The sequence below is a fragment of the Marivirga sp. genome (assembly GCF_051117495.1).
Lineage (GTDB): Bacteria > Bacteroidota > Bacteroidia > Cytophagales > Cyclobacteriaceae > Marivirga.
Genome location: NZ_JBNPEF010000008.1, coordinates 80,180 through 105,341 on the forward strand (window position 1 = coordinate 80,180; position 25,162 = coordinate 105,341).

Sequence of the window (25,162 nt, forward strand, 5' to 3'; positions counted from 1 at the left end):
TTTTATCTAGGTTCAAAGTTGAAATTAGTTAATTTAAATTTATCCTAAAAGTAAACAGAAAAACTTTTACAAACCGCTTCTATAATGAGGCAAAAATCCTGTAAGTAACAATTATCACTTATCTACTTTTTTGTGCAAACACATTCTTAAACAAAGCGTTATAACTCTAAAATAAATTAATAAAACTATAAAATTATGGGACTTAGAATAGGAGATACCGCACCCAATTTTCAGGCGGATACAACAGAAGGAAAAATAGATTTTCACGAATGGTTAGGCGACAGCTGGGGAATTTTATATTCTCACCCTGCTGATTTCACACCGGTATGTACAACCGAGATAGGCAGAACTGCTCAATTGAAAGATGAATTTGCCAAGCGTAATACTAAAGTAGCAGTTGTAAGTGTGGATGATGTGAAATCACACAACGAATGGAAAAAAGATGTAAACGAAACGCAAAATACATCAGTAGAATTTCCAATTATTGGTGATGAGGACAAAAAGGTTGCAAATTTATATGATATGATTCATGAAAATGCATCAGAAACAGCAACAGTTAGATCCGTATTTTTTATTGGACCTGATAAAAAAATCAAAGCAACGATTGTTTATCCGGCAAGCACAGGTAGAAATTTTGCAGAGATTTTAAGGGTAATTGATTCTTTACAGCTTTCAGCAAAACATCCAGTGGCAACACCAGCAGACTGGGTACCTGGTAATGATGTTATCATTGGTTTAGGTGTCAAAGATGAAGAAATAGAGGCTAAATTTCCGAAAGGACATAAAATAATCAAGCCTTATTTGAGAACTACACCTCAGCCAGAATAGGTTTTATAAACTCCAATTATTAAAGAAAGGCAGCCCAACTGGTTTGCCTTTCTTTTTGATAAATCTTATTGAGATTATACATTTGAATCAGTACTCCGCCTTGAAGGTGTTTTCACCTTCAAGTTTCTGTGAGATTAAAGCAAGCTATCACTACAAAAGTTTGGGTGAAAACACCCAAAAAATCAAGAAAGTTTAAAGCTTCAACCCACAATTTCAACGCTGGCCCGCTAAACTTTCCTCCTGCCCGCTAGCACGGAACAATGGTCGCTTAATTTTGAAGTTTAGTTGCATTTATCAAAGTTAGCCTGACTACTTTGTTTGTTAAAAAATTGAATTTTTTAACACCTTTTATCCCATGCTATTTCAAAGGTTGCGATCATCTAACATTTTCAATAAGATTCCAAAGCGCTTCAATAATTTAGTTTGGGCGAAAACACCCCAAACAGAATAATTACTCCTCATATCCCCAATCAACGCCAGTCTTCAAGTCTTTTATAATCAATTTATTAGACTTAAGGATTGCTCTGATTTCATCCACCTGATCGTAATTCTTTTCGGCTTTAGCTTTTTTATAAAATTCCAGTAAGGCATCTATAATTGGATCAACCGCAGTTGGGGTTTCTTCTTTTAAGCCCAAAATCTCTACCATAAAAGTTTGATAATTCTGAGATAGTTTTTCAAATACCTCTTGTCCTATTTCACCATATTTCAGCTGACCAGTATGCAAGGAATTGATTTTCTTCAATAATTCAAATAACTGCGCAATGGTTTTTGCAGTATTAAAATCATCATTCATGGATTTATTGCAATTCTCACAGGCTTGCTCTATCTGGCTGATAGCCTTTTCATTTTTCTTGCCCTCATCATTTTTAAAACTTAGACTTTTTATGATTTTTAAACCATTAGCCAATCTTCTGTAGCCTTTTTGTGCTGCTTTCAGCGCCTCATTACTAAAATCCAAGGTGCTGGAATAATGCGTTTGCATCATGAAAAAGCGGACGGTCATAGGTGAATAGCCTTGTTCCAACATTTTATGGTCACCTGTTACCAGTTGGGTCGGCAAAAATGAGTTCCCTAAAGATTTACTCATCTTTTGACCATTTACTGTCAACATATTGGTGTGTATCCAGTAGTTTACTGGGGATTTTCCATTGGTCCCTACAGCCTGAGCAATTTCACATTCATGATGAGGAAATTTCAAATCCATTCCACCGCCATGAATATCAAAAGTCTCCCCTAAATATTTTGTACTCATTACGGTACATTCTAAATGCCAGCCTGGAAAGCCATCACTCCAAGGAGAAGGCCAACGCATGATGTGGTCATCGGAAGCTTTTTTCCATAAGGCAAAATCCAATGGGTTCTTTTTATCGTCTTGCCCGTCCAATGTTCGGGTATTGCTCTGCAGGTCTTCAATCTTTCTTCCACTCAATATTCCGTATTCGTGCGCCTCATTATATTTATTAACGTCAAAATAGATAGAGCCATTTTTTTCATAGGCCCATCCATTTTCCAATAATTTTTTATTAATCTCAATTTGTTCTACTATATGACCAGTAGCTGTGGGTTCAATATCGGGAGGGAGAATATTAAATAAATCCATCACTCTGTGGAATCCATTGGCATATCTTTGGACAATTTCCATAGGCTCCACATTTTCGAGCTTGGCCTTCTTCCCGATTTTATCTTCCCCATCATCCGCATCATCCACCAAATGACCCACATCCGTTATATTCCTAACATATCGGACTTTATATCCCAAATGGCGCAAATAACGATTCATGACATCAAAACTCATAAATGTCCTGACATTTCCCATGTGGGCATCACTATAAACAGTAGGCCCACAAACATACATCCCCACAAAGGGAGGATTAATGGGTTTGAAGATTTCCTTCTGTCTTGTCAGCGAGTTTTGTATCTTTAATTCTTTGTCCATAAGGCAAAATTATAAATAAGATTCTCTTTTTAGGCACAAAAACATGATTGAATTTTATCTTACATACTAATAATATGTAAATCTGTTCAGCCAGAGTATTTGTTTTGCTCAATTATTTACTCTAAATTTGCAACAAAGTTAGTAAAACAAGGTGACGAGGGGGCTTTCAAGTCCCCTCTTTTTTATCGTAGCATGATAGGTTTAGAGGAAAAAATAAAGGCTTATTTAGAGGAAATAATCACAGAGCCGGAATATTTTATTGTGGATATTGTGATTAGTGGAAACGATAAATTAAAAATTGTTGTACTACTTGACGGAGACAATGGTATTTCTATTGATTATTGTGCCAGCGTAAGCCGTCAATTAGCACATAGAATGGAGGAAGACGAAGTATTGGAGAAAGCTTATGTATTAGAAGTTTCTTCACCTGGTTTAGATCATCCATTAGCTAACCTAAGACAATATTTAAAGAATATTGGAAGGAAAGTTAAGGTGGATACTACAGACGGAAAATCCATTCGAGGAGAACTTTTGGAAGCAAAAGATGACTTTATTCTTGTGAATCAAGAGATAAAGGAGAAAGGTAAAAAGAAAATAAAGTTGGAAGAAACGAAAGTTTCATTCGAAAATATAGACAAAACAAAAGTCTTGGTTTCATTTAAGTAACATGGACACATTAAATCTAATAGAATCGTTTGCCGATTTTGCAAGGCAGAAAAATATCGACCGTCCCACCATGATTCGCATCCTGGAGGATGTGTTTAAAACCATGATTCGTAAAAAATACGAAACGGACGATAACTTTGATATTATTATAAACGCTGACAAGGGTGACCTTGAAATCTGGCGTTTTAGAGAAATCGTTGACGATAACTCTGAGGATATCTGGGATCACGACAAAATCAGTTTAACTGAGGCTAGAAAAATTGAGCCAGATTTCGAAATCGGTGAAGAAGTGGCTGAGGAAGTAGAATTAGAGCATTTCGGCAGAAGAGCTGTAACGACTGCCCGTCAAACCTTAATTCAAAAGGTAAAAGACCTTGAGAAGGATATTTTGTTTAATAAATACAGCGAGCTTGTTGGAGAAATCATAACAGGTGAGGTTTATCAAATCCTAAGTCGGGAAATTTTATTGACCGATGCAGAAGGGAATGAGTTGGTATTATTAAAATCTGAGCAAATACCGAAAGATAGATTTAGAAAAGGAGATTCCGTTCGCGCAGTGGTTCACAGAGTGGAAATGCAAAATGGTAATCCTAAAATTGTGCTTTCAAGAACATCGCCTGTATTCTTAGAGCGTTTGTTTGAACAGGAAGTGCCTGAGATTTATGATGAAATTATCAATATTAGGAAAATTGTAAGAGAACCGGGTGAAAGAGCCAAAGTATCGGTTGAATCTTATGATGATAGAATTGATCCGGTAGGTGCCTGTGTAGGGATGAAAGGCTCTAGAATTCACAGTATAGTTCGCGAATTGCAAAATGAAAATATTGATGTAATTAACTTTACAGAAAACATGGAGCTTTATATTCAGCGTGCATTAAGCCCTGCAAAAATAAGTTCTATGAAAATTGATGAAGAGAATAAACGAGTTTCTGTATATTTGAAACCTGATCAAGTCTCTTTAGCAATTGGTAAAGGGGGTCAGAACATCAAATTGGCTAGTAAACTAGTCGGAATGGAAATAGATGTATTCCGTGAATTGACTGATGCTGAAGAGGAAGATGTTTTGATTGATGAATTCAATGACGTACTGGAAGATTGGGTTATTGAAGAATTGAAAAAAGTAGGTCTTGACACCGCCAAAAGAGTGTTAGAATTAGGTAGAGAAGAGTTGGTTAGAATGACTGACTTGGAAGAAGAAACAATTGACGAGATATTTAAAATATTCAGTCAGGAATTTGAGTAATCATTTTTATTACCCAGGTTCAATAATTTTTTAGGAGAATACAAAGCATTTATGTCAGAAGAAAAAATGATGCGACTCAGCCTTGCGGCCAGAAAATTGAATGTAGGATTATCTACAATCACGGACTTTCTGGGTAAAAAAGGTTATGAGGTTGATAGTAAACCAAACTCAAAAATCACCGAAGAGCAATTTGGAATGCTCGCTAAAGAGTTTGCCTCCTCTGCTCAAGAGAAGGAGGAAGCATCCAGTCTGTCCATTGGTAAAAAGCATAATAGCAATGTAGTCATCGATTCAGATGCTGATAGCGCTGATGATAGAAATGATGATGAAGATAAAGTCCTGATCAAAAATGCAGGTGAATCTAAAGAAAAAGCACCAGTAGAAGACAAAAAACCAGCTGAGGATACTTCTAGTAAGAAAGAAGAATCTAAGGATGATGTCTATAAGTCTGAAAGTGCTAAATTATCTGGCCCTAAAGTTTTGGGCAAAATTGATTTAGACGAACACAAAAAAGGCAAGAAGCAGGAATCTCCAAAACCAGCTGATCAACCCAAAAAAGAAGAGGAGCCAGTAGCCGAAAAGAAAAAACCTGAAGAAGCTCCTAAAGGAAAAGTTGAAGAAAAAGAGGAGAAAAAAGACGAGCCTAAAAAAGAAGAAAAGGTAGAAGCTAAAGAAGAAGAAAAGACTGAGGCTAAAAAGGAGCAGGCTCCAAAAGCAGAAAAAGCTAAGGAAGAAGAAGAAACGGCAAAGAAAGCTGAATCTAAAAAAGAAGAAGCACCTGAAGTTGATAAATCTGAGGAAGATAAGAAAGAGGAAAAACTTCCGCTAACGGAAGAAAAACCTAAGGATTCCACTATTGCTGCAAGAGCAGATTCTTTAAAAGGACTGACCGTTTTAGGTAAGATTGATTTACCTAAAGAAAAGGAAAGAAAAGGTAAGAAAGGAGTTAAACCTGTTGCTTCATCAGATGATAAGAAGGAGGCAAGAAGAGGAAAGCGACCAAGAAAAAGAATTGCCGGCAATAAACCACAAGATGCTAAACCTGGAGCAGGTGGCGGTGGACAAGGTCAAAATAGAGGGCCGGGTCAGCAAGGACAAAACAGAGGAGGCGGAAGCGATAAAAACAGAGGCAGAAGAGGTAGAGTAGAAAAAGCTGAGCCGACTGAAAAGGAAATCCAAGAGCAAATCAAGCAAACCATGGCTCGTTTGAGTGGTAAATCACCCGGAGCTAGTGGTAATAGATCAAAATATAGAAAAGAAAAACGTCAAACCCAGGCAGACAAAAGAGAGGATGACTTGCAACAACAAGAGTCAGAATCTAAATTGTTAAAAACAACGGAATTTATTTCGGCTAATGACTTAGCGTCCTTAATGGATGTTAGCGTAAATGATGTCATTGCTAAGTGTATGAATTTGGGAATTTTTGCATCCATTAACCAAAGATTAGATGCAGAAACCATTACCATCATTGCTGATGAATTCGGCTTTGATGTAAAATTCACTGAGGCGGATGATGAAACTGAAGTAATTGAAGAGCAAGATGCCCCGGAAGATTTAAAGGACAGAGCTCCTATCGTTACCATCATGGGTCACGTTGACCACGGTAAAACTTCCTTACTGGATTTTATTCGTGAATCAAAAGTAACCGCTGGAGAGGCCGGAGGAATTACGCAGCACATTGGTGCTTATGATGTAATGACTGAATCCGGTAAAAAGGTAGCCTTTTTGGATACTCCGGGTCACGAAGCTTTTACAGCCATGCGTGCAAGGGGTGCTAAAATCACCGATGTTGCCATTATTGTAGTAGCGGCTGATGATGCTGTGATGCCTCAAACTAAAGAGGCTATTAATCATGCTCAGGTGGCAGGTGTACCAATGGTCATTGCTATTAATAAAGTGGATAAGCCAAATGCGAATCCAGATAAAATTAAAGAACAATTATCAGCTATCAACATACTAGTTGAGGACTGGGGTGGTAAATATCAGTGTCAAGAAGTATCTGCCAAAACTGGGGCGGGTATCGAAGACTTGTTAGAAAAAGTGTTGCTTGAAGCAGAAGTATTAGAGCTTAAAGCCAATGCTAATAAATCTGCAGTAGGTACTGTAGTGGAAGCTGAATTGGATAAAGGTAGAGGTTATGTAACCACAATTATGGTGCAGGCAGGAACCCTTAAAGTAGGAGATGTAGTTTTAGCCGGAGCCCATTATGGTAAAGTAAAAGCTATGTTTGACCATAAAGGACAAAAAGTTAGCGAAGCTGGACCCTCTACTCCTGTATTAATGCTTGGGTTGGATGGAGCCCCACAAGCTGGTGACCGCTTTAATGTGATGGAAACCGATCGTGAAGCAAGAGATATTGCCAACAAAAGAGAGCAAATCCAGCGAGAGCAAAGCATGCGAACTAAGAAGCATATCACCCTAGATGAGATTGGCCGTAGATTGGCAATCGGTTCTTTTAAAGAATTGAATGTGATCATTAAAGGGGATGTGGATGGTTCTATCGAAGCCTTGTCGGATTCCTTATTGAAATTATCAACGGAAGAAATTCAAGTTAATATTATCCACAAAGCAGTTGGCCCGATTTCCGAATCTGATGTGCTATTAGCTTCTGCATCTGATGCCATTATTTTAGGTTTCCAAGTAAGGCCTTCAGTAAATGCCAGAAGATTAGCCGATAATGAAGAAATAGAAATTAGATTATATTCTATTATCTATGATGCCATCAATGAGCTGAAAGACGCTATGGAAGGTATGTTGGCCCCAACTACTGAAGAAATTATCACTGGTAATATTGAGGTTAGAGAAATTTTCAAAATATCCAAGATTGGTACCGTAGCAGGTTGTATGGTAACGGATGGCTACTTAAAACGTAATAACAAAATCAGGTTGATACGTGAAGGCATTGTGAAGTATGAAGGAGAGATTGACCAATTGAAACGTTTCAAAGATGATGTTCAGGAAGTGAAGAAAGGATATGAATGTGGTATCAGTATCAAAGGATATAATGACATCAAAGAAGGTGATATTATTGAAGGATTTGAAGAAAGAGAAGTAAAAAGGACTTTGAAATAAACTCAAGGTTAAATCATAAATTTCAGAGCCGATTAGATGAAAATTTAATCGGCTTTTTTTATTGCTCAAATGCGAGACTAAAAAACAATCCCAACTGCCGTGTCTTATCCTGTAAGCTGAGTTTTAAATCCTTGCAAAACAGCTTAAAACCTTCCATCTCAGACAAATCACGTTTTCTTAAAAGCGAATATTTAATTAATGGGGTGACGGTTCCTCAAATGAGATTAGCTTTATAAAAATTCAAATATTCACCCCCTTTTATTTCATAGCCTATAAAAATCAATTACATTAGTTGGAATTTTAAAACCCAAAATATAACAATAATGAAAAAACACTACTATGTTTTTGCTTGTGCATTATTAGTAATCGGATTATTATCGTGCTCAGGAAATGAATCAAAAGACAAAGAAGAAAAAGCTGTTCAAGAGGAAAAACCTATGGAAATGGTAGATGCCGTTTCAATATGGGATGGAATTTCTGTCCGGAAGGAACCATCGTCTGATGGTAAGTGGGTGTCTTCCATCAGTCTAGGAGAAAAAATCCAGCTTACTGGAAATTCCGCAGTAGATTCATCTGAAAAAAATCGGGAATATGTAGAAATTAAATTAGGTGATGATAAGCAAGGATGGGTTGTGAGTGATTTTGTTGAAGAGGGATCAGCGGTTACTGCCATCAAAGATGTCCAAATTTATAAACGTCCGGATTTATTGACCAAAACTGACAACAGCTTTAAACCAATGGATGTAATGGCACTCATTGATACTCGTGATGAATGGGTAGAGGTAAAAGGTAAAAGCCAAGGTGAAACCTGGTTTTGGACTGGTTGGGTTAAACGGACTGACTTATCCGATAATGAAGTGGACATAGCAGTTGCAGTTTATGCCCAAAAAGCATTAGAAATTGAAGATGAAGAAAAAAGGGCAGACGCAATTCAAGAAATCATAGAAAATGAATCATTTATTTCTTCTCAATTTATGATGGATTTAAAAAATGAATTGAATGATTTAAACAATGATGAGGAAGAATTGATAGATGAATCAACAGAAGAAATGGACAGTGTGGAAACGGATTCAGAAGAGGAGGAAACAAAAGAAGCTATTAGTAAATAATAATATTAGATCTAAAATCTTATAAATAGCCACTGAATTAGTGGCTATTTTTGTTTTATATACGTTGATTTGATCATTAAATAATATAATTTGACCGGCCATGGCTAATATCAATGATTTAAATCTTAACGAGCCTTCAGATATTCCAAACACATTTATAGAAGCCTGGAACCTTAAAGATGCTAAAATGCTGGCTTCCATTTTTGATGAAGATGCAGAGTTTATAAATGTTACTGGCCTTTGGTGGCACGATAGAGAATCTATATTTGAAGCCCATAAGTATGGGCTAAAAGTCATTTTTAAAGATTCAGAATTGTCTTTAAGAAAAATGAAAGTCAAATATTTATCAGATACAATTGCAGTTGTAAATGCTCGTATTCATTTGGAAGGTCAAACTTCCGTAAAAGGTAAAAAGGCTCAAGCAAGAAATACTATTTTTACTTTTGTGGTACATCAAAGTGATGATGGTAATTGGAGCTGCGCATCAGCGCAAAATACGGATATTGTTCCCGGCAAAGAAACTCATATAATTGATAAAGAGGGAAATATAGAAGCGGTGGATTATCGTGAATCTACTTGATATAAATATTCAGACTTAAAAATCATAGCCAGCGATTAATAATATTGAATGGTTGTTAATGCTTATTCTACCATCTCTGCTAGGCGTTACAAGTAAAGCGTTGTAAAAATCAAAACCCGTAAATACGTCAAGGCCTATACTCATTCCCATGACAAGATTTTGCTTAAATCCTGCTATAATACCATATTCCGTTTGTGAGGATAATAAATCTACGTTTTTATTCGGTGCCCACTGTCTTACCATAAAGCCAGCCGCAATGGAGTTACTGGAACTTAATGAATATTGAAAATTAATAGGAAATTCAAATGCGAGATGTCTTTGAATAGCTGTTTCATCTAATCTGTGTAAAGGATAACCTCGTCCATAATAATAAATTCCATCAAGCGGTGGCTCGCTTTTATCACGATAAAAGAGATTAAGCCCTAATCCTATCCTAAATCTATCATTGATGATGGGCCTGGTGAGCATACCACCTAAACGAATGGCAGTAGCGGGGTAATTCTCCGTGTGATAACCCGTCACATGAAATGCAGTAAGTCCTATCCCAATTTTACCTTCGATTTGATAAGGCTTTTTTGTCTCTGCTTCCGCTTGTGCATTAATGATTATCGGGAAGCACAAGAAAAAAATAAATGCTAAGATGGTTTTCATAGGTTGATGTTTTAATCTTGTTTACTTTAAAAATTAACTGTTTCCTGATACATAAATTGTAAATCGATCAATATTAATCTTAAAATTATAACGCTACTATTTCTGGCCCAAGCTTTTAATTTCTAATTGAAGCGTCAACTTGAACCAATAAATATATTCAAACCATTCTCAAACCCTTAAGTTAATAGTAGCGGTAATTCAAATCACAAATCAACCCTTAAAGTAAAAGCTGCTTGCATCTAAAGCTTCCTATTGCGAGATTAATGGAAATTTAAAATTTGCAATATGAGAAAATCAACTATAAAACTATGGGTTCTAACATTACTGATCATGAGTTGCTATATTACAGCATCCGCTCAGCAAGTAGATTTAGAAAAATTAAAAGGCATTGATGTCCGCAGCATAGGTCCTGCTGGTATGAGTGGTAGAATTACCGCCATCGATGTGGTGCATGACAATCCGCAAGTGATGTATGTCGGTTCCGCTTCTGGTGGTCTATGGAAATCTGAAAGTGGCGGTGTTGATTGGAAACCGGTCTTCGATGAAGAGCAAATCCTGTCTATAGGAGCAGTCGCCATTCAGCAAGACAACCCAGATGTAATTTGGGTAGGAACAGGAGAAGGAAATCCTCGAAATAGCTCTAATGGTGGCTATGGACTCTACAAATCAATGGATGGCGGCAAAAGCTGGAAACTGATGGGCCTAGAGAAAACTCGCAATATCCATCGTGTTAGAATTGATCCCAAAAACCCGAATACAGTTTTTGTAGGGGCAATTGGTTCTCCTTGGGGAGAGCATCCTGAAAGAGGTGTTTACAAAACCACTGATGGTGGAAAAACCTGGGCCAAAAGCTTATTTGTAGATAACAAAACGGGGGTTGCCGAATTGATCATGGACCCTAATAATCCGAATAAATTATTTGCCGCCATGTGGGAGCACAGAAGAAAACCATGGACTTTCACATCGGGTGGACCGGGTTCTGGTTTATACATGACCGTGGATGGTGGTGAAAACTGGAAAAAGTTAAGCGATGAAGACGGTTTGCCTAAAGGTGATTTAGGTCGAATTGGCCTAGCCATTTCAGCTGCAGATTCTAAAACGGTTTATGCTTTAATAGAATCTAAAAAGAATGCTTTATATAAATCAACTGATGGCGGCTATAAATGGGAAATGATCAATTCAGACATGGGAGAAATCGGGAATCGTCCTTTTTACTATGCAGAATTGTATGCTGACCCATCCAATGAAAATAGAGTTTACACCATTTTCACCTATGTAAATGTAAGCGAAGATGGCGGAAAGTCTTTCAAAGAGTTAATGCCTGCTTACGGTACTGAAGTTGGGGTTCACCCCGATCACCATGCTTGGTATATCCATCCAGAAAATCCAGATATGATGTTAGATGGAAATGACGGTGGATTAAACATTACTTATGATGGCGGAGAAACCTGGAGATTTGTACAAAACCTTCCAGTTGGGCAGTTTTACCATATCAATGTAGATAATGATTATCCTTATAATGTGTATGGCGGAATGCAAGATAACGGAAGTTGGATAGGCCCAGCTTATGCTTGGAAGTCACAAGGAATCCGAAATTCTTATTTCCAAGAATTAGCATTTGGAGATGGTTTTGATGTAGTGCCAGATCCGGATAATTCACGTTATGGATTTGCGCAATCGCAACAAGGTTTTGTGGTTCGCTATGATAGAGAAACAGGTAACAATCAAATTGTAAGACCAACTCATCCTGATAAAGATGTGCTTTTAAGATTTAACTGGAATGCGGCCATAGCACAAAATCCATTTGATAATAGCTCTGTTTATTTTGGTAGTCAGTTTTTACATAAAACCACCGATAAAGGACAAACATGGGAAATTATTTCACCCGATTTGACCACCAATGATTCCGAAAAACAAAAGCAGTTTGAAAGTGGTGGCTTAACTTATGACGCTACAGGGGCAGAAAATAATACGACCATTACGGCAATTGCTCCATCTTCACTAAAAGAAGAAGTAATTTGGGTAGGTACGGATGATGGAAATATTCAACTGACGCAAGATGGTGGTCAAACGTGGAACAAAGTAAGCACCAACATTAAAGGCTTCCCGGCGGAATCTTGGGTGGCACAAATTCAAGCTTCTACTTACAATGAAGGTGAAGCATTTGTTGTGGTGAATAATTATAGAAATTTTGATTTTAAACCCTATTTATTTCATACCACCAATTATGGTAAAAGCTGGACTAATTTAACCTCAGGTGATGATGTTTGGACATTTACCTTAAGTGTAGTCCAAGATCCTGAAGAACCGAACCTAATGTTCTTAGGAACAGATGGCGGTTTATATTTTAGCATTAATAAAGGCCAGAATTGGCAAAAATGGACGAATGATTATCCGAATGTGCCAACTCGTGATATGGTTATTCATCCACGTGAGCATGATTTAGTAATTGGTACTTTCGGTCGAGCCATTTATGTAATGGATGATATCCGTCCATTGAGGGAACTGGCTACTCAAGGGAAAACTGTTCTTGATCAACCCTTAAAATTGTTCACACCACCAACGGCTTATCAGGCGGTAAATCAGCAGCCAAGTGGTTCTCGCTTTGGAGCCAATGCCCTTTTCAATGGGGAAAATAGAAATTCTAATGTGATGATTTCTTATTTGATTAATAAGCCAGAACAAAAGGAAGAAGATAAAGAGGAGAAAAAAGAGGAGGAAAGTAATGAGAAAAAAATCACTTATGATTCTCTTAAGCTTAAAATTTATACGATGGATGGTGAATTGATCCGTACCTTAAGAGAGAAGGCTCCTAAGGAAAATGGCTTACACCGCATGTATTGGAGAATGGATGAGGCAGGACAACGAGGCCCGAGCAGAAGGTTGACCAAAGAGGATGCTGAAGAGTCAGGCGGAGTGGATGTAATCCCAGGAAAATATAAGCTGGTGATGCACTTTGGTAAGCATAAAGATTCAACAGACATTGAAGTGAAGTTCGATCCTCGTTTGGATGTAGATGAAGCAGACTTAAAAGCACGCTATGATTTCTTAAAATCCATGGAAAAAATGCAAGAGACTGCTTATGAAGCCAGCCAAAGAATTTTGGAAGCAAAGGAAACAGCTGATCATTACATCAAATGGATGAAAGAAAAAGATAAAGAAGCCTTCAAAGATCAGATTAAAGCGAGCAAAGCCATAAAAGATACCTTGGAAGTATTATTTGAGCCATTTGTTGGAGAAGACTTTAGTGAAAAGCAAGGGATTATCAGAACACCTATACCAGACATAGGCGATAGAATCGGGAATGCTTATTACTATACGGCCGCTAGTTTTGACAAACCAGGTGATACTCAAAAAAGATTAAAGAAACAGGCAGAAGAGGCACTAAAACCCGCTATAGATGCGCTTAACAAATTCTTTGCAGAGGATTGGAAAGCCTATCAAGAAAGCATTAGCGAATTGGATCTTTCTCTTTTTGAAGAATATGAGGCTATAGAAGTAAAAGAATAAGTAAATTTTGATGATGATTGGAAAGCCTGTGGTGGAGACGCTGCAGGCTTTTTTTGTGTTATTTGTATAAGAATTATAGTAATTTCCATCAAATCTTTAATACAAAAACATACCTAACTTATTTGAGTATTTGAAACCCACCGTCTGTCGCTGAAAATTATATAGTGTTTACATTATTGCTTTTTTAAAAATTAAAAGGTCAAAAAACCAGAATTACAGATTTGAGTTTTAAACATAATGAACTTAAAAAACTATAGAAAACAGCTACCTTTGCCAGTTGAAATTTGTATTTTAGAAAAAAATTTGTTTATCAGACAAATGTAATGACAGGGCAGGAAGCAATAGAATTAATCGGTTTAGGAAGAGCAAAATCTGTTAAATCCAAAAACAAAAAAATTTTGGATAGTGAATCTGTTGTTTTTGAACTAACGAGAGATTTTGACATTGACTCTATTTACTTTAATACAGATGATAATGGTAACAGTTTCCCTGCTGTATTCCTGAAAAAGGTAAAATCATTTGATCAAAGTACTTTAGGTAAAATAGCTGATATTCACAAAAAAGTATGGAACTATAAAAAAGTACTCTTTCTTTACGTTTATTCCGATACCGAGATTCGAATCTATAGTTGTTCAGAAAAACCACTTATTAAAAATAAAGAAAATTTTAATTTAGAGAAAGAACTTCAAAACGTTGAAATAAAATCATATCAGTTTTCAGATAAAGAACAGTTTGAAGAACTAAATAAATTATTTTCAAGAGTTGCAATTGATACGGGTATCATTTGGACATTGGAAGAAGCACAGTTTATTAGAGATAAAATTAAGCTTCAACGCAGGGTTGACAAATATCTTGTTTCAAGCTTGGTTAATACCGCTAATCAACTCAAAGCCCAAGGCTTAAAAATTGATTTTATCCATAAAATTATACTTCGTTCTTTATTTCTATTATATCTTGAGGACAGAGGGGCTACAGATAAGAAACTATATTCCATTTATAAAAAAGAGGCTTCTTCATATTTCGATATTTTAGATGATGTTGAAGCTACTTATAAATTGTTCAAACGATTAGAAGAAGATTTTAATGGGAATGTTTTTACAATTGAAAAAGACGAACAAATATCTGCCGAACAGCTCCAGCTGGTAAAAAAATGTTTCATTAGTGGCAATGAAAATTCCACACAGATTGAAATAAACTTCAATTGGCGGTTGTTTGATTTTAGCATTATTCAAATTGAATTGTTGAGTGAAATTTATGAGAATTTTTTATTCAAAACCGACCCGGAATTAAAGAAAAAAACAGGGACATACTACACGCCTCCTGCATTAGTTGAATTTATACTGAATGAAAAGTTACCCACTAACAAAACTGAAAAAAACTACAATGTCAAAATTTTAGACCCAAGTTGTGGTTCGGGCATTTTTCTTGTGGAAAGTTTCAAGCGTTTGGTTAAGCGTTATGAAAATCATCATAACGAAAGACTTACCAACTTTGATAAATTAAAAAAACTGTTAACTGATAATATCTTTGGCGTAGAACTGCATCCACAAGCAATAAAAGTTGCGGCTTTTAGTTTGTACTTAGCTTTAGTTGATAGTTTAGACCCAAAAGATTTATGGCAAAAGAAAAAGCATCGTTTACCTAATCTTATCAATGATCCTGATGACAAATCACTAAATGAACAGGGAACAAACTTGTTTCGCAGAGATACAATTGCTGAGAATAAAGAAATAGATTCTGATGAATTTGATTTGATTATTGGAAACCCCCCATTTGGAACAAAAAATTTATTACCATCCATCAAAAACTATTGTAATAAAGAAGGATTTGCACAGGAAATGGTTTTGCCGTTTTTACATAAAGCTGTCAAACTTGCTCCCCATGGTGAAATCGCCTTGATTTTCAATACAAAAGTTTTAACCAATACAGGCACAACTTATCAAAAGTTCAGAGAATGGTTGTTCAATGAATGTTATGTGGAAAAGGTTTTTAATTTTTCTATTCTCAGGAATGCTCATAAAAACTTTGGCGGACAATTATTTAGTGATGCTACGGGACCAATAAGTATTGTATATTATCAGAAAGAATTACCTGAAAAACCAAGTGATAAAATTGCTTATTTTGCTCCAAAAACATTCATAAAGTCAAACGTAATAGATGGTTTAAGCATTGATTTTACAGATTTAAAATACCTTCCTAGGGAAGAGTGTCAAAAACCCGACACAAAAATTTGGAAAGTTGCAATGTGGGGAGGAATGAGCGACTGGGATTTAATAAAATCTCTTTCTGGTAACAAATTTTATAGTTTCCTTTCTGAAAAAGGATTCTCGAAAGGTCTTGGTCTTCAATTTCTTGATAAATCAACTACTACCCCCATCGTTAAAGAGGGTATTCCACAACAATATATAAAACCTCAATCTATTGAAAGGTTTGCCTCATATTCTTTTTCAAATTTAAATGATGGATTAACAGGAGCATCAAGAAAAATTTATGCTGAATATTACAAAACAAAAACATCAACAATACCAGAGATTAATGTTTTTAGAAGAGTTGGTGCTATAAAAGCATATAAATCTCCACATATCCTGATAAAGGAAGGTTTGTCTAATTGGAGAATTTGTGCTTCCTATCTTGGCGAAGATTGTTCTTTTAATAGCAAAGTGATAGGAATACATCATTCTAACCCTAATTTGTTAAAAGGAATAGCTTGTTTTATTAATTCAAAATTTGTCTTATACTATATATTTTTGACATCCGCATCTGTCGGAATAGAAAGAGAGGAAATAAAACCAAATGAAATTGATAACCTACCATTATTTCTCACACTGGAAGATTTTGATTATTTGTCTAATTTATATGATAAATACATAACAAGGGATATATTTGAAAGCTTTCAAAATATTCAAGAATTAGAGCGAAAAATTGATGAGTTTGTTTTTGAAAAATTAGCTATTTACAAAAATATAAATCGTTTTATTATTGATGATTTTATTTCATTTACACTTCCTTTATTGAAAAAAGATGTAAATGAAATCCATATGTCTACCAGAATTACAGATATTAATAAATATGCTTCATCAATCACGGAAGAGTTAAATGAGTTTCTCGAAGGTCAAGACTTGTTTGTAAATGCGACAGTTTTTAATATCAATAAGTTTACACCTTTGATGATGATAAAAATTTCTCACGAAAAAGTAAAGAAATATATTTCTATTTCCAAAGAAAGTATTGATATAGAATTAAAGAAACTTGACCAATATTTATGGGACGAAAAATCAAACAGTATTTATTTCAGAAAAAAACTGAACTATAAAACAGGAGACGATATTTATATAATTCGCCCCAATCAGCGAAGGTTTTGGTCAAAAACAATGGCAATAGAAGATGCTTCGGAGTTGATTCTTGAAATTTTAAATGAGGATTAACAGAATGTCGTATAAATTTAATTATAAAAGAGCTTTTGAGCAACGATGTTTTCAGTTAATCATAGAAGCATATAAAACAACTTTAAGTGAAAGAGTAATACAATTAGATTGGAATGAAAACGATATTTCCTCTGAAATACACAGGCATATAAAAGAAAATCCATTAAGAATAACATGGAAAGTTTCTAGTAATGTTGAATCTCATATTCCCAAAAATATTCCTAAAGTTAAAGGCTTTGCAGATAAATTTCCTAGAATAGACTTTAGGTTAACTACGTTTTCTCAAAGAAACGAATATGATTACTTTTTTGAAGCAAAGAATATAAAGCAAAACGATTACGCATTAAAACGAAGATACATTAATACAGGTATTAACAACTTCATTTCTAAAAAATACGAAAATGGCAGTTTAATTGGTTATTTACTTGAGGGTAAAATAGACGCAACTGTAAAAGGAATTAACACTTTATTGGAAAAGACAAAAGAGAAACAGAAAAATTGAAACCTAAACAGGGAAAACTATTAAATACCTATTACGAATCTAATCATTCTGACATAGGAATATTGAAACATTTAATTTTTGATTTTACAGAGGATTCAAATAGCAAATAGTTACTCTTTACCCCGTTCCCTCCATGCTGTGCATGTTGGGGTCATATTTTACAATTACTATTCAAAGTAATAATCCATAATGCCACAAAAACTTTCATTTCTAAATTGTTTGTACATTTATTTTGGTACTGCTCCCTTTATTTTTGGAGAGGTATTTTTGATTTTTGGGGTTTCTACTTTGTTGCACATTAATCAAGATTCAGAAAACCTCCCAATTGGCATTTTGTTGGTTTTAGTTGGGTTGTATTTTACCCCGTTCCCGCCATATTTTACATGGTGGTCTGCACACTTTCAGCTACAACGTAAACACTCTTCTTTGTTAATTGACAAAACCAGAGTGAATTGAATAGTACCAAATAGGAACTTTTAGTAAATTGTAATACTTTCATTAAAATTACTCTAAATAGAGTGCTTTTATTAAAAACTTCTGCACAAATGAAATTTTGTAATGGTAGCTTACGATCAATATTATCAAACTGAAAATCTTTTCGGGAAACCCTATCCCGAATTGATGGAGTTTTTCGATCAGTTTCCTAAAAAAGGAAAAGTGCTGGATGTGGGTTGCGGTCAGGGTAGAGATGCAGTTCCGATTGCTGGAATGGGATACTCAGTGGTCGGAATTGATAATTCAAAAGTGGGCATTGACCAAATGAATCAGATTGCTAAGAATAAAAATCTTGATTTAAGCGGAAAAATAGGTGATATCTATGGCTTCGATCAGTTTCATGAATTTGATTTCATTTTGCTTGATAGCATCTTCCATTTTGCTAAAAAGGATAAAGAAAAGGAGCAGGATCTCATTAGGAAAATATTAAATGAGCTTAGAAAAGGGGCTATTCTCATCATTTGCATTCAAGATACTGGGGAAAAGGTAGCCACATTTAATGAAACACTTGACTTTAAGGGAGATTTGGCGCGATTAGAAGATCAAAAGTTGATTTATACTTATCAAGATCAAGAAAGCGGTCACAAATCTGAAACCAATTATCGGATGATTGTTGTACAAAAATAAAAAAAGCAGCAACCCTCTCGAATCACTGCTTTTACAACCTAAATCTATTTTTCTTTTACTCTATTGTTACATCAAAGGTAGCCTCAATATCGGTTTCGCCACCGGCATTGCTTGGATCGCCATTTACTGCACCATCAGCTGATTTATCTGGCTCGTGTCTTAAGATTACTACCAATGATCCAGTACTTGCATCTCCTGTTGAAAAAACAGTAGATAATCCAATTGGATTTCCGTTTCCATCTTCGTCATCGTAATTGAATTCAATATTCAAACCACTAGTTTTCTGGAAGAAAAACTGGTGCTCCTCATCTTCTTCTTCAATTTCTTCCGTGATATCTTCTCCTTCTTCGTCATTTCTAACCTCAATGGACACATTATATCGAGTATTGGCAGCTAAGGTTCCATTGGTATAAACTGGCTCATCTTCGCCAGGGCCATCCATATCTACCAGAGAAAAAACAACATCAGCTCCTCCGCCTATTGGGCTAAAAGTCATTTCTAAGGTGGTAATCAGTTCTTCCTCGTTTTCCGGCTCAGGATCTTCTGTGTCACATTGTGAAAATAGCAATACTGCCACTAGCAGTAGCATACTTCTTAAAATACTCATTGTTTGGGTTTTCATTGTTGATTGTTATTTAAAGGGTTAATAATTGATTTGTAAAAGTTATATTTAAAAGATGTAATTAATTCTTAATTCAAAATTTCTGCCTGTTTCAGCTGCATAAAAACGCAAGCGATTCAGGTAATCGGTATAATCGGTATTCATTAAATTATAAATGCTCAAGCCTAAATTAAGCTGCGCATTCTCTAGTTTTTTGGTGGTGTCCAACGAAAAATTAGTGATAAAATATCCATCTGGAACCGGAACAGTTGCTTGTTCATAAGCCTCGGTTTCTGTAATAGGTGCTCTGTATTGTTCGAAGACTTTTAATCCGCTTAAATTGAAATCGATTTCTTTAAAGCCCAGCTTATTGCTTAATCGCCAGTTTAAAGTGTTTTCCCATCTGTCTGCCGGCATAAAAATCAATGGTAATTCGTTTGAAATATCATTACCACGAATGATGGAGGCCTTAGTATTTAATGTGAAATGATGAAAAAATTCGTAGCTCCCTATTATATCCGTTCCATAAATATCTGCTAGTGTCTGTCTATATTGATAAACTGGAAATGCGCCTCTAATCGTTAACCTTGGTTCTTCGGGTTGTAAATAGATATAGTTTTGAATTCTACTGGCATAAGCATCCACATTTAACCTGAGTTTTTCATTAAAGCTAAACTGTAAACTATGTAACCATTTCATAGAGGTTTCTGGTGAAAGCTGATCATCGCCCTCCTCTATAGCCGCTACACTATGATGCAAACCTTGGCTATACAATTCATTGATACTTGGTGCCCGTTGGCTCCAACTGATATTTGATTTATATTTAAAATTACTGCTGAAATCATAGCCACCTCCTACTATTCCTGAGAACATATTGTACTGATGCTTTGGATTGATCAGCTGGTCTTCCTCATTAAATTTTAACACATCTATGGCAATAGCATCAAACCTTAAACCTGCTTCTAAATTCCATTTTTCTGTAGTCCAGGCTTCGTTTAAAAAAGCACCTGTTTGGAAGCTTGAATAATTGGGGATTAATGGTGTAGTGCCCGTTCCTGGTACGTTCTTATTATTTTGATATTCATAATCCAATCCTATTTCTCCACTTAAATTGGTCCAAATAGGTTCGTGATGGAATAGAAGTTTTGCCACATGGCTATCTAATTGCAAATCAACCGAAGGTCTATCACTCCTACCTCCTCTTCGGATGTCAAATTCTTGTCTAGCATTTTGCTGATAGGCATAAATAAAATCAAAATCACCGTAATCAGAACGATCGAGGTGTACTTTGGCTTTCAATAATTGATGTACCACATTTTGCTTCGGATTATTGATTTCATAAGAAAAATCCTCAGTGAAGAATGGTGGGCGTTTATCTAAAGCCTCAAAGAAGTTATCCACATTTCCTATATGAGCCCCTCTTAGTATTCCAATTTCAGTTGAGAAACGGCTGTAGAAAATATCTGCTTGTAAATCTTCTTTGATGTAATTAGCGGCAGCTGAAAAGTTCAATTCCTCGCTGCCGGTATTCGTTAAATTATAATTGGCAGCATGCTGGTCACCGGATTTTTTGGCAGAAGATTGCAATCTCCAGTTAAGTGATTCTTCTTCATTTAATAAAAAACTTCCTGAAAGCATGACAGAACCAATACCACCTCGTCCGTTGGTGAATCCCACTAAATCCAAACTTCCATGCAAAGTAGAATCTGGAACTAAAGGCTCTGGTTCTAATAGCAATGCTCCACCTATCGCTCTAGGCCCGTATTTTACTGAGGAGGCTCCCTTCACAATAGTTATTCTTGAAGCCACAAAAGGATCAATTTCAGGAGCATGATCTACCCCCCACTGTTGCCCCATTTGAGAAACCTCATTATTAACAACTTGGATTCTACTCCCATACAATCCGTGTATCATCGGTTTATTAATACCTGGACCCGTTTTGATATTATAAACGCCCGGCAAGGTACTTACTGATTCAGATAACGATTTTCCCTTTAATTTTCTTAATTCTCGGGTAGATAGCACACTCTCCACATTGCTCAAAAGCACTTCTTCTCTTTTATGGGAGTGTACACTTACCGCTGAAAGTACGTTCTGCTTAGATTTTAAATAAAAGGTTTGTTTATAATCCTCTATTTCAACTGATATGTAGGTACTGGTTTTTTGATATTCTACTTGGCTAATGATAACCTCATATTTATTATGGCACGGAATTTTAATACTAAAATATCCTTCTTCATTAGTTTGCACACCATCTTCAATTTCCGGGATATATACTGTGGCAAAGGCAACTGGCAAATGTTCTCCTTCAGAAAGTACTTGTCCCGAAAAACTGACACGACACTCCTCCTGACCGATGCTTAGCTCAGGCATTGCAAATACATAAATGACAAACAGTATTTTTATTAAACGCAACATTGTTGCAAATATATAAAAGTTGCGTTAATAAAAAGACCCTTTAAAAAATTCTTTTGCCCTTTGGTGTAATTTTGAAATGCCAAAAATGGATGCCACATAAATTTTTAGTAGTATTGGGATATATTTTTAGCTAATAATATGAAGACTATGAAGAAACTATTAATCATGATGCTGATCTGTGCTCCATTTTTTGCAGTGGCACAAGAGCAAGAATACAAAGAGCGTTTTGAACAATTAGGCAGTATGTTGCCTACTCCTAATTCCTACAGAACTGCCTCAGGTGCACCCGGTGAAAACTACTGGCAACAAAAAGCTGATTATTCTATAAAAGTAAAATTGGATGAAGCTGCCAACAAGATTACAGGTTCTGAAACTATCACTTACTATAACCAATCCCCGCATCCTTTAAATTATTTGTGGTTACAGTTAGACCAAAACATGAGAGCAGAGGGATCTGACAGCGAATTAGTAGGAACGGCTACTTTCTTTAACGATACCATTCCTGGTAAATATTTAGAGCAATATGTTGCCAATGGCGGTAATTCCTACGATTTCCCAGGCGGTTTTAATATTGAATCAGTAAAAAATGCTGATGGGGATGAAATGGATTATCTGGTTCAAAAAACCATGATGAAAATCCGTTTACCACAAACATTAAAGCCAGGAGAAAACATTTCATTTTCTGTTGAATGGAATTACTTTGTAAATGACAGAATGAAAGGTGGCGGAAGAAGTGGATATGAATATTTCGAGGAAGATGGAAACGCACTATATACCATCGCTCAGTTTTTCCCAAGAATGGCGGTTTACAATGATGTGGAAGGCTGGCAAAACAAACAATTCTTAGGATCAGGAGAGTTTGCGCTTACCTTCGGAGATTATGATGTGGAAATCACAGTTCCAGATGATTTTATCGTGGGAGCTACCGGAATGGTGCAAAATCCGAAAGAAGTATTGACAAAAGACCAGGCTAAAAGATATGAAAAAGCTTTAAAATCAACTGAACAGACTTTCATTGTTACAGAAGAGGAAGCTATTGAAAACGAAAAAGAAAAGTCTTCAAAGTATGAGACTTGGAAATTTAAAGCTGAAAATGTGAGGGATTTCGGTTTTGCCGCATCCAGAAAATTCATTTGGGACGGTCAAATGGTGGAATTGGAAACGACAAAACCATTTGCACAATCATTCTACCCGAAAGAAGGAAACCCACTTTGGGAGGAAGAATCAACCAAAGCGGTTAAAAACACTTTGGTATTATATTCTGAAAGAACATTTGATTACCCTTACCCACAAGCAACCTCAGTACATGCCGCATCTATCGGAATGGAATACCCAATGATTTGCTTTAACTTCGGAAGACCCGATAAAAATGGAGAATATTCTGTCAGAACTCAATTAGGTATGACTTATGTGATCGTGCATGAAATTGGGCATAACTTCTTTCCAATGATCGTAAATTCTGACGAGCGTCAGTGGGCTTGGATGGATGAAGGATTAAATTCATTCTTAGAATCAAATGTGATGTTTGAATATTATCCGGACTTACCATATTCAGATAACATTCCACAAGCAGTTACTGGTTACATGAAAAGTAGCAAAGACCAGCAAAGACCCATTATGACCAACCCAGAACAAGTACTAAGGTTAGGGCCTAATGCTTATTCGAAACCGGCCGCTGCCTTAAATTTATTGAGAAATACCATTATGGGGCCTGAGCTTTTTGATGAATCATTTAAAGCCTATGCCCAAAGATGGATGTTTAAGCACCCAACTCCTGCTGATTTCTTCCGAACTATGGAAGATGCTTCAGCGGTTGATTTGGATTGGTTCTGGAGAGGATGGTTCTATACTACCGATCATGTAGATGTAAGTGTTGATGAGGTAAAATATTTCCGTATTGCACAGGATGAATCCGATATGGAGAAAAACACAAAAGCTCCTGAGGGTGATTTAGGCGAAAAAGAAGAAAAAGAAATGAAAACTGATTTCAGTGATGGCCCTGCTTACATTTCTGTTTCTGAAACACCTGAATTTTGGTATGGTGAGTACCGCAATAAAGTGGATGATGAGGCAATCAAAGCGAGATATGCTGATAAACATTTTTATGAAGTGACTCTTAGTAATAAAGGCGGTTTGGTAACTCCATTATTATTTAATCTTGAATATAAAGATGGCTCTACAGAGCAAAAATATATTCCGGCAGAGATATGGAGAAAAAATGAAGGCAAAACCCGTAAAATGTTGATTTTGGATAAGGAAGTTTCCAAAATCGTTTTCGATCCTGAAGGAGAATTAGCGGACACAGATAATTCTAACAATGTGTTCCCAAAAACGGAAAGCAAAACCAAATTGGACGAGTTTAAAGAAAAAGGAGAGTAAAATTCATAATGATTAGATATTGAAAACCATCCTTTGGCAATAAGTCAAGGGATGGTTTTTTTATTGAATCAGTTGTTTCTCCTTAGCACTAGCGGATGCTTGAACCAGTGCTAAATTGGAACAGACTAAATTAAGATAGCGCAAGCATCCGCTTGTGCTTTAGATAGCATATATTATAAAGGGCTTTTTTACTGAATCAACTTCTTATTTTCTTCTAAGCCATGTTCAAATTGCAGGGTTATATGTCCAATGGAAAAATTGGTGTGCAATAAATCTTCAATTTTCTTCTGAATTTCATGTGTTTGGCTCACATTCAAATCTTGTCTTAAATCTACATGGGCTTCCAGATGAATGGTGTATTCATCTAATTGCCAAACATGAATATGGTGAATGTTCTTTACTTCTGTTAACTCTTCCACCTCCTCTACCAATTTGGGAATATTGATTCCCTCAGGCACAAATTGCAATAATATTTTGGTTGTGCCCCACAATAGTTGCCAAGAAGTGGCCATTAAATATATTCCGATTAATATTGATAAAACGCCATCTACCCAAGTTACTCCATAATATTTCATGGCCAAGCCTCCACCTAAAACTGCTGCTGAGAATAATGTATCAGAAAGTAAATGCAAAAAGGCAGATTTCATATTCATGCTATGCTTTGCATCCTTCGCTAAAAATAAAACACTTAGTCCATTGGCAATTATGGCAATTCCCGCTAACCAAATCACCAAATCGTTATTAATTTCCAGCGTTTGCGTTATTTGCAAGCGCTGAACACTTTCTATTATAATGTAAACCGCAACAGCAATAATGACTGCAGAATTAACAAAAGCCGCCAAGACTTCCGCCCTTTTATAGCCAAATGACTTGCTGTAAGTAGCTTCCTTTTTAGCTAAAATAATGGCTACGAGACTTATGATTAAAGCCGCCACATCACTGAAATTGTGCATGGCATCGGAAATCAGGGCCATGGAATTCCCTACAATTCCTCCAACGATTTGAGAAACTGTAATAATCATATTGAGCAATATGACCCACTTAAGTCTGCTTTCCTTTTTCATAGAAATCAAAAATAGACAATCGTCATTTGAAGTACTAACCTCAAATGGACTTT

16 protein-coding genes are annotated in these 25,162 nt (G+C 35.9%); 11 read left to right on the top strand and 5 right to left on the bottom strand.

The annotated features are described in order from the left end of the window. Window positions 1-195 precede the first annotated feature (195 nt). Window positions 196-828 (top strand): peroxiredoxin, encoded by a 633-nt coding sequence (locus tag ACFE0M_RS05630; RefSeq protein ID WP_434544768.1) that lies wholly within the window; start codon window positions 196-198, stop codon window positions 826-828. 451 nt (window positions 829-1,279) lie between these two features. Here ACFE0M_RS05630 and cysS read toward each other — a convergent pair whose 3' ends face one another. Next, complete coding sequence (gene cysS, locus ACFE0M_RS05635; protein ID WP_434544769.1) at window positions 1,280-2,767, bottom strand: cysteine--tRNA ligase; 1,488 nt, start codon at window positions 2,765-2,767, stop codon at window positions 1,280-1,282. A 192-nt stretch (window positions 2,768-2,959) separates the two neighbouring features. Here cysS and rimP point away from each other — a divergent pair, with 192 nt between their 5' ends. From rimP to ACFE0M_RS05660, 5 genes are all read left to right on the top strand, one after another. Next, complete coding sequence (gene rimP / locus ACFE0M_RS05640) at window positions 2,960-3,433, top strand: ribosome maturation factor RimP (protein ID WP_434544770.1); 474 nt, start codon at window positions 2,960-2,962, stop codon at window positions 3,431-3,433. A 1-nt stretch (window position 3,434) separates the two neighbouring features. Next, window positions 3,435-4,676: a transcription termination factor NusA gene (nusA, locus tag ACFE0M_RS05645; protein WP_434544771.1), complete on the top strand. Its 1,242-nt coding sequence runs from the start codon at window positions 3,435-3,437 to the stop codon at window positions 4,674-4,676. 51 nt (window positions 4,677-4,727) lie between these two features. Further along, a complete protein-coding gene (infB, locus tag ACFE0M_RS05650; RefSeq protein WP_434544772.1) occupies window positions 4,728-7,748 on the top strand; it encodes a translation initiation factor IF-2 in 3,021 nt (1,006 codons plus the stop codon). A 323-nt stretch (window positions 7,749-8,071) separates the two neighbouring features. After that, window positions 8,072-8,857 carry an SH3 domain-containing protein gene (locus ACFE0M_RS05655; protein ID WP_434544773.1) on the top strand — a complete coding sequence of 262 codons (786 nt, stop codon included), beginning with the start codon at window positions 8,072-8,074 and terminating at the stop codon, window positions 8,855-8,857. Window positions 8,858-8,957: 100 nt separating this feature from the next. Then, window positions 8,958-9,437 (top strand): SgcJ/EcaC family oxidoreductase, encoded by a 480-nt coding sequence (locus tag ACFE0M_RS05660; protein ID WP_434544774.1) that lies wholly within the window; start codon window positions 8,958-8,960, stop codon window positions 9,435-9,437. A 15-nt stretch (window positions 9,438-9,452) separates the two neighbouring features. On the opposite strand, the gene ACFE0M_RS05665 is transcribed toward ACFE0M_RS05660, so the two are convergent. Beyond that, a complete protein-coding gene (locus tag ACFE0M_RS05665) occupies window positions 9,453-10,088 on the bottom strand; it encodes a hypothetical protein (protein WP_434544775.1) in 636 nt (211 codons plus the stop codon). Window positions 10,089-10,373: 285 nt separating this feature from the next. Here ACFE0M_RS05665 and ACFE0M_RS05670 point away from each other — a divergent pair, with 285 nt between their 5' ends. The 4 genes from ACFE0M_RS05670 (at window position 10,374) to ACFE0M_RS05685 (ending at window position 18,647) form a co-directional block, all read left to right on the top strand. Further along, window positions 10,374-13,598, top strand: coding sequence for a VPS10 domain-containing protein (locus ACFE0M_RS05670; protein ID WP_434544776.1), 3,225 nt, complete (start codon window positions 10,374-10,376; stop codon window positions 13,596-13,598). 323 nt (window positions 13,599-13,921) lie between these two features. Continuing rightward, window positions 13,922-17,023: an HsdM family class I SAM-dependent methyltransferase gene (locus ACFE0M_RS05675; protein WP_434544777.1), complete on the top strand. Its 3,102-nt coding sequence runs from the start codon at window positions 13,922-13,924 to the stop codon at window positions 17,021-17,023. Between the two features lie 4 nt (window positions 17,024-17,027). Then, the gene (locus ACFE0M_RS05680) at window positions 17,028-17,525 is read left to right on the top strand and encodes a hypothetical protein (RefSeq protein ID WP_434544778.1); all 498 of its coding nucleotides are present in this window, start codon (window positions 17,028-17,030) and stop codon (window positions 17,523-17,525) included. Between the two features lie 558 nt (window positions 17,526-18,083). After that, on the top strand, window positions 18,084-18,647 hold the full coding sequence (locus tag ACFE0M_RS05685) for a class I SAM-dependent methyltransferase (RefSeq protein ID WP_434544779.1): 564 nt from the start codon (window positions 18,084-18,086) through the stop codon (window positions 18,645-18,647). A 55-nt stretch (window positions 18,648-18,702) separates the two neighbouring features. On the opposite strand, the gene ACFE0M_RS05690 is transcribed toward ACFE0M_RS05685, so the two are convergent. After that, window positions 18,703-19,269, bottom strand: a complete 567-nt coding sequence (locus ACFE0M_RS05690) for a hypothetical protein (RefSeq protein ID WP_434544780.1) — start codon at window positions 19,267-19,269, stop codon at window positions 18,703-18,705. Between the two features lie 48 nt (window positions 19,270-19,317). Next, a complete protein-coding gene (locus ACFE0M_RS05695) occupies window positions 19,318-21,666 on the bottom strand; it encodes a TonB-dependent receptor (protein ID WP_434544781.1) in 2,349 nt (782 codons plus the stop codon). Window positions 21,667-21,813: 147 nt separating this feature from the next. Here ACFE0M_RS05695 and ACFE0M_RS05700 point away from each other — a divergent pair, with 147 nt between their 5' ends. Continuing rightward, entirely contained in the window at window positions 21,814-24,045 is a 2,232-nt protein-coding gene (locus tag ACFE0M_RS05700) for a M1 family metallopeptidase (RefSeq protein WP_434544782.1), read from the top strand. Between the two features lie 188 nt (window positions 24,046-24,233). On the opposite strand, the gene ACFE0M_RS05705 is transcribed toward ACFE0M_RS05700, so the two are convergent. After that, window positions 24,234-25,109, bottom strand: a complete 876-nt coding sequence (locus tag ACFE0M_RS05705; RefSeq protein WP_434544783.1) for a cation diffusion facilitator family transporter — start codon at window positions 25,107-25,109, stop codon at window positions 24,234-24,236. Between the last annotated feature and the right edge of the window lie 53 nt (window positions 25,110-25,162).

Coding starts and splice junctions, on each gene's coding strand:
- ACFE0M_RS05660 (WP_434544774.1), top strand. CDS start 8,958: ATGGCTAATATCAATGATTTAAATCTTAACGAGCCTTCAGATATTCCA.
- ACFE0M_RS05685 (WP_434544779.1), top strand. CDS start 18,084: ATGGTAGCTTACGATCAATATTATCAAACTGAAAATCTTTTCGGGAAA.
- infB (WP_434544772.1), top strand. CDS start 4,728: ATGTCAGAAGAAAAAATGATGCGACTCAGCCTTGCGGCCAGAAAATTG.
- nusA (WP_434544771.1), top strand. CDS start 3,435: ATGGACACATTAAATCTAATAGAATCGTTTGCCGATTTTGCAAGGCAG.
- ACFE0M_RS05655 (WP_434544773.1), top strand. CDS start 8,072: ATGAAAAAACACTACTATGTTTTTGCTTGTGCATTATTAGTAATCGGA.
- ACFE0M_RS05675 (WP_434544777.1), top strand. CDS start 13,922: ATGACAGGGCAGGAAGCAATAGAATTAATCGGTTTAGGAAGAGCAAAA.
- ACFE0M_RS05700 (WP_434544782.1), top strand. CDS start 21,814: ATGAAGAAACTATTAATCATGATGCTGATCTGTGCTCCATTTTTTGCA.
- rimP (WP_434544770.1), top strand. CDS start 2,960: ATGATAGGTTTAGAGGAAAAAATAAAGGCTTATTTAGAGGAAATAATC.
- ACFE0M_RS05705 (WP_434544783.1), bottom strand. CDS start 25,109: ATGAAAAAGGAAAGCAGACTTAAGTGGGTCATATTGCTCAATATGATT.
- ACFE0M_RS05690 (WP_434544780.1), bottom strand. CDS start 19,269: ATGAAAACCCAAACAATGAGTATTTTAAGAAGTATGCTACTGCTAGTG.
- ACFE0M_RS05680 (WP_434544778.1), top strand. CDS start 17,028: ATGTCGTATAAATTTAATTATAAAAGAGCTTTTGAGCAACGATGTTTT.
- cysS (WP_434544769.1), bottom strand. CDS start 2,767: ATGGACAAAGAATTAAAGATACAAAACTCGCTGACAAGACAGAAGGAA.
- ACFE0M_RS05695 (WP_434544781.1), bottom strand. CDS start 21,666: ATGTTGCGTTTAATAAAAATACTGTTTGTCATTTATGTATTTGCAATG.
- ACFE0M_RS05670 (WP_434544776.1), top strand. CDS start 10,374: ATGAGAAAATCAACTATAAAACTATGGGTTCTAACATTACTGATCATG.
- ACFE0M_RS05630 (WP_434544768.1), top strand. CDS start 196: ATGGGACTTAGAATAGGAGATACCGCACCCAATTTTCAGGCGGATACA.
- ACFE0M_RS05665 (WP_434544775.1), bottom strand. CDS start 10,088: ATGAAAACCATCTTAGCATTTATTTTTTTCTTGTGCTTCCCGATAATC.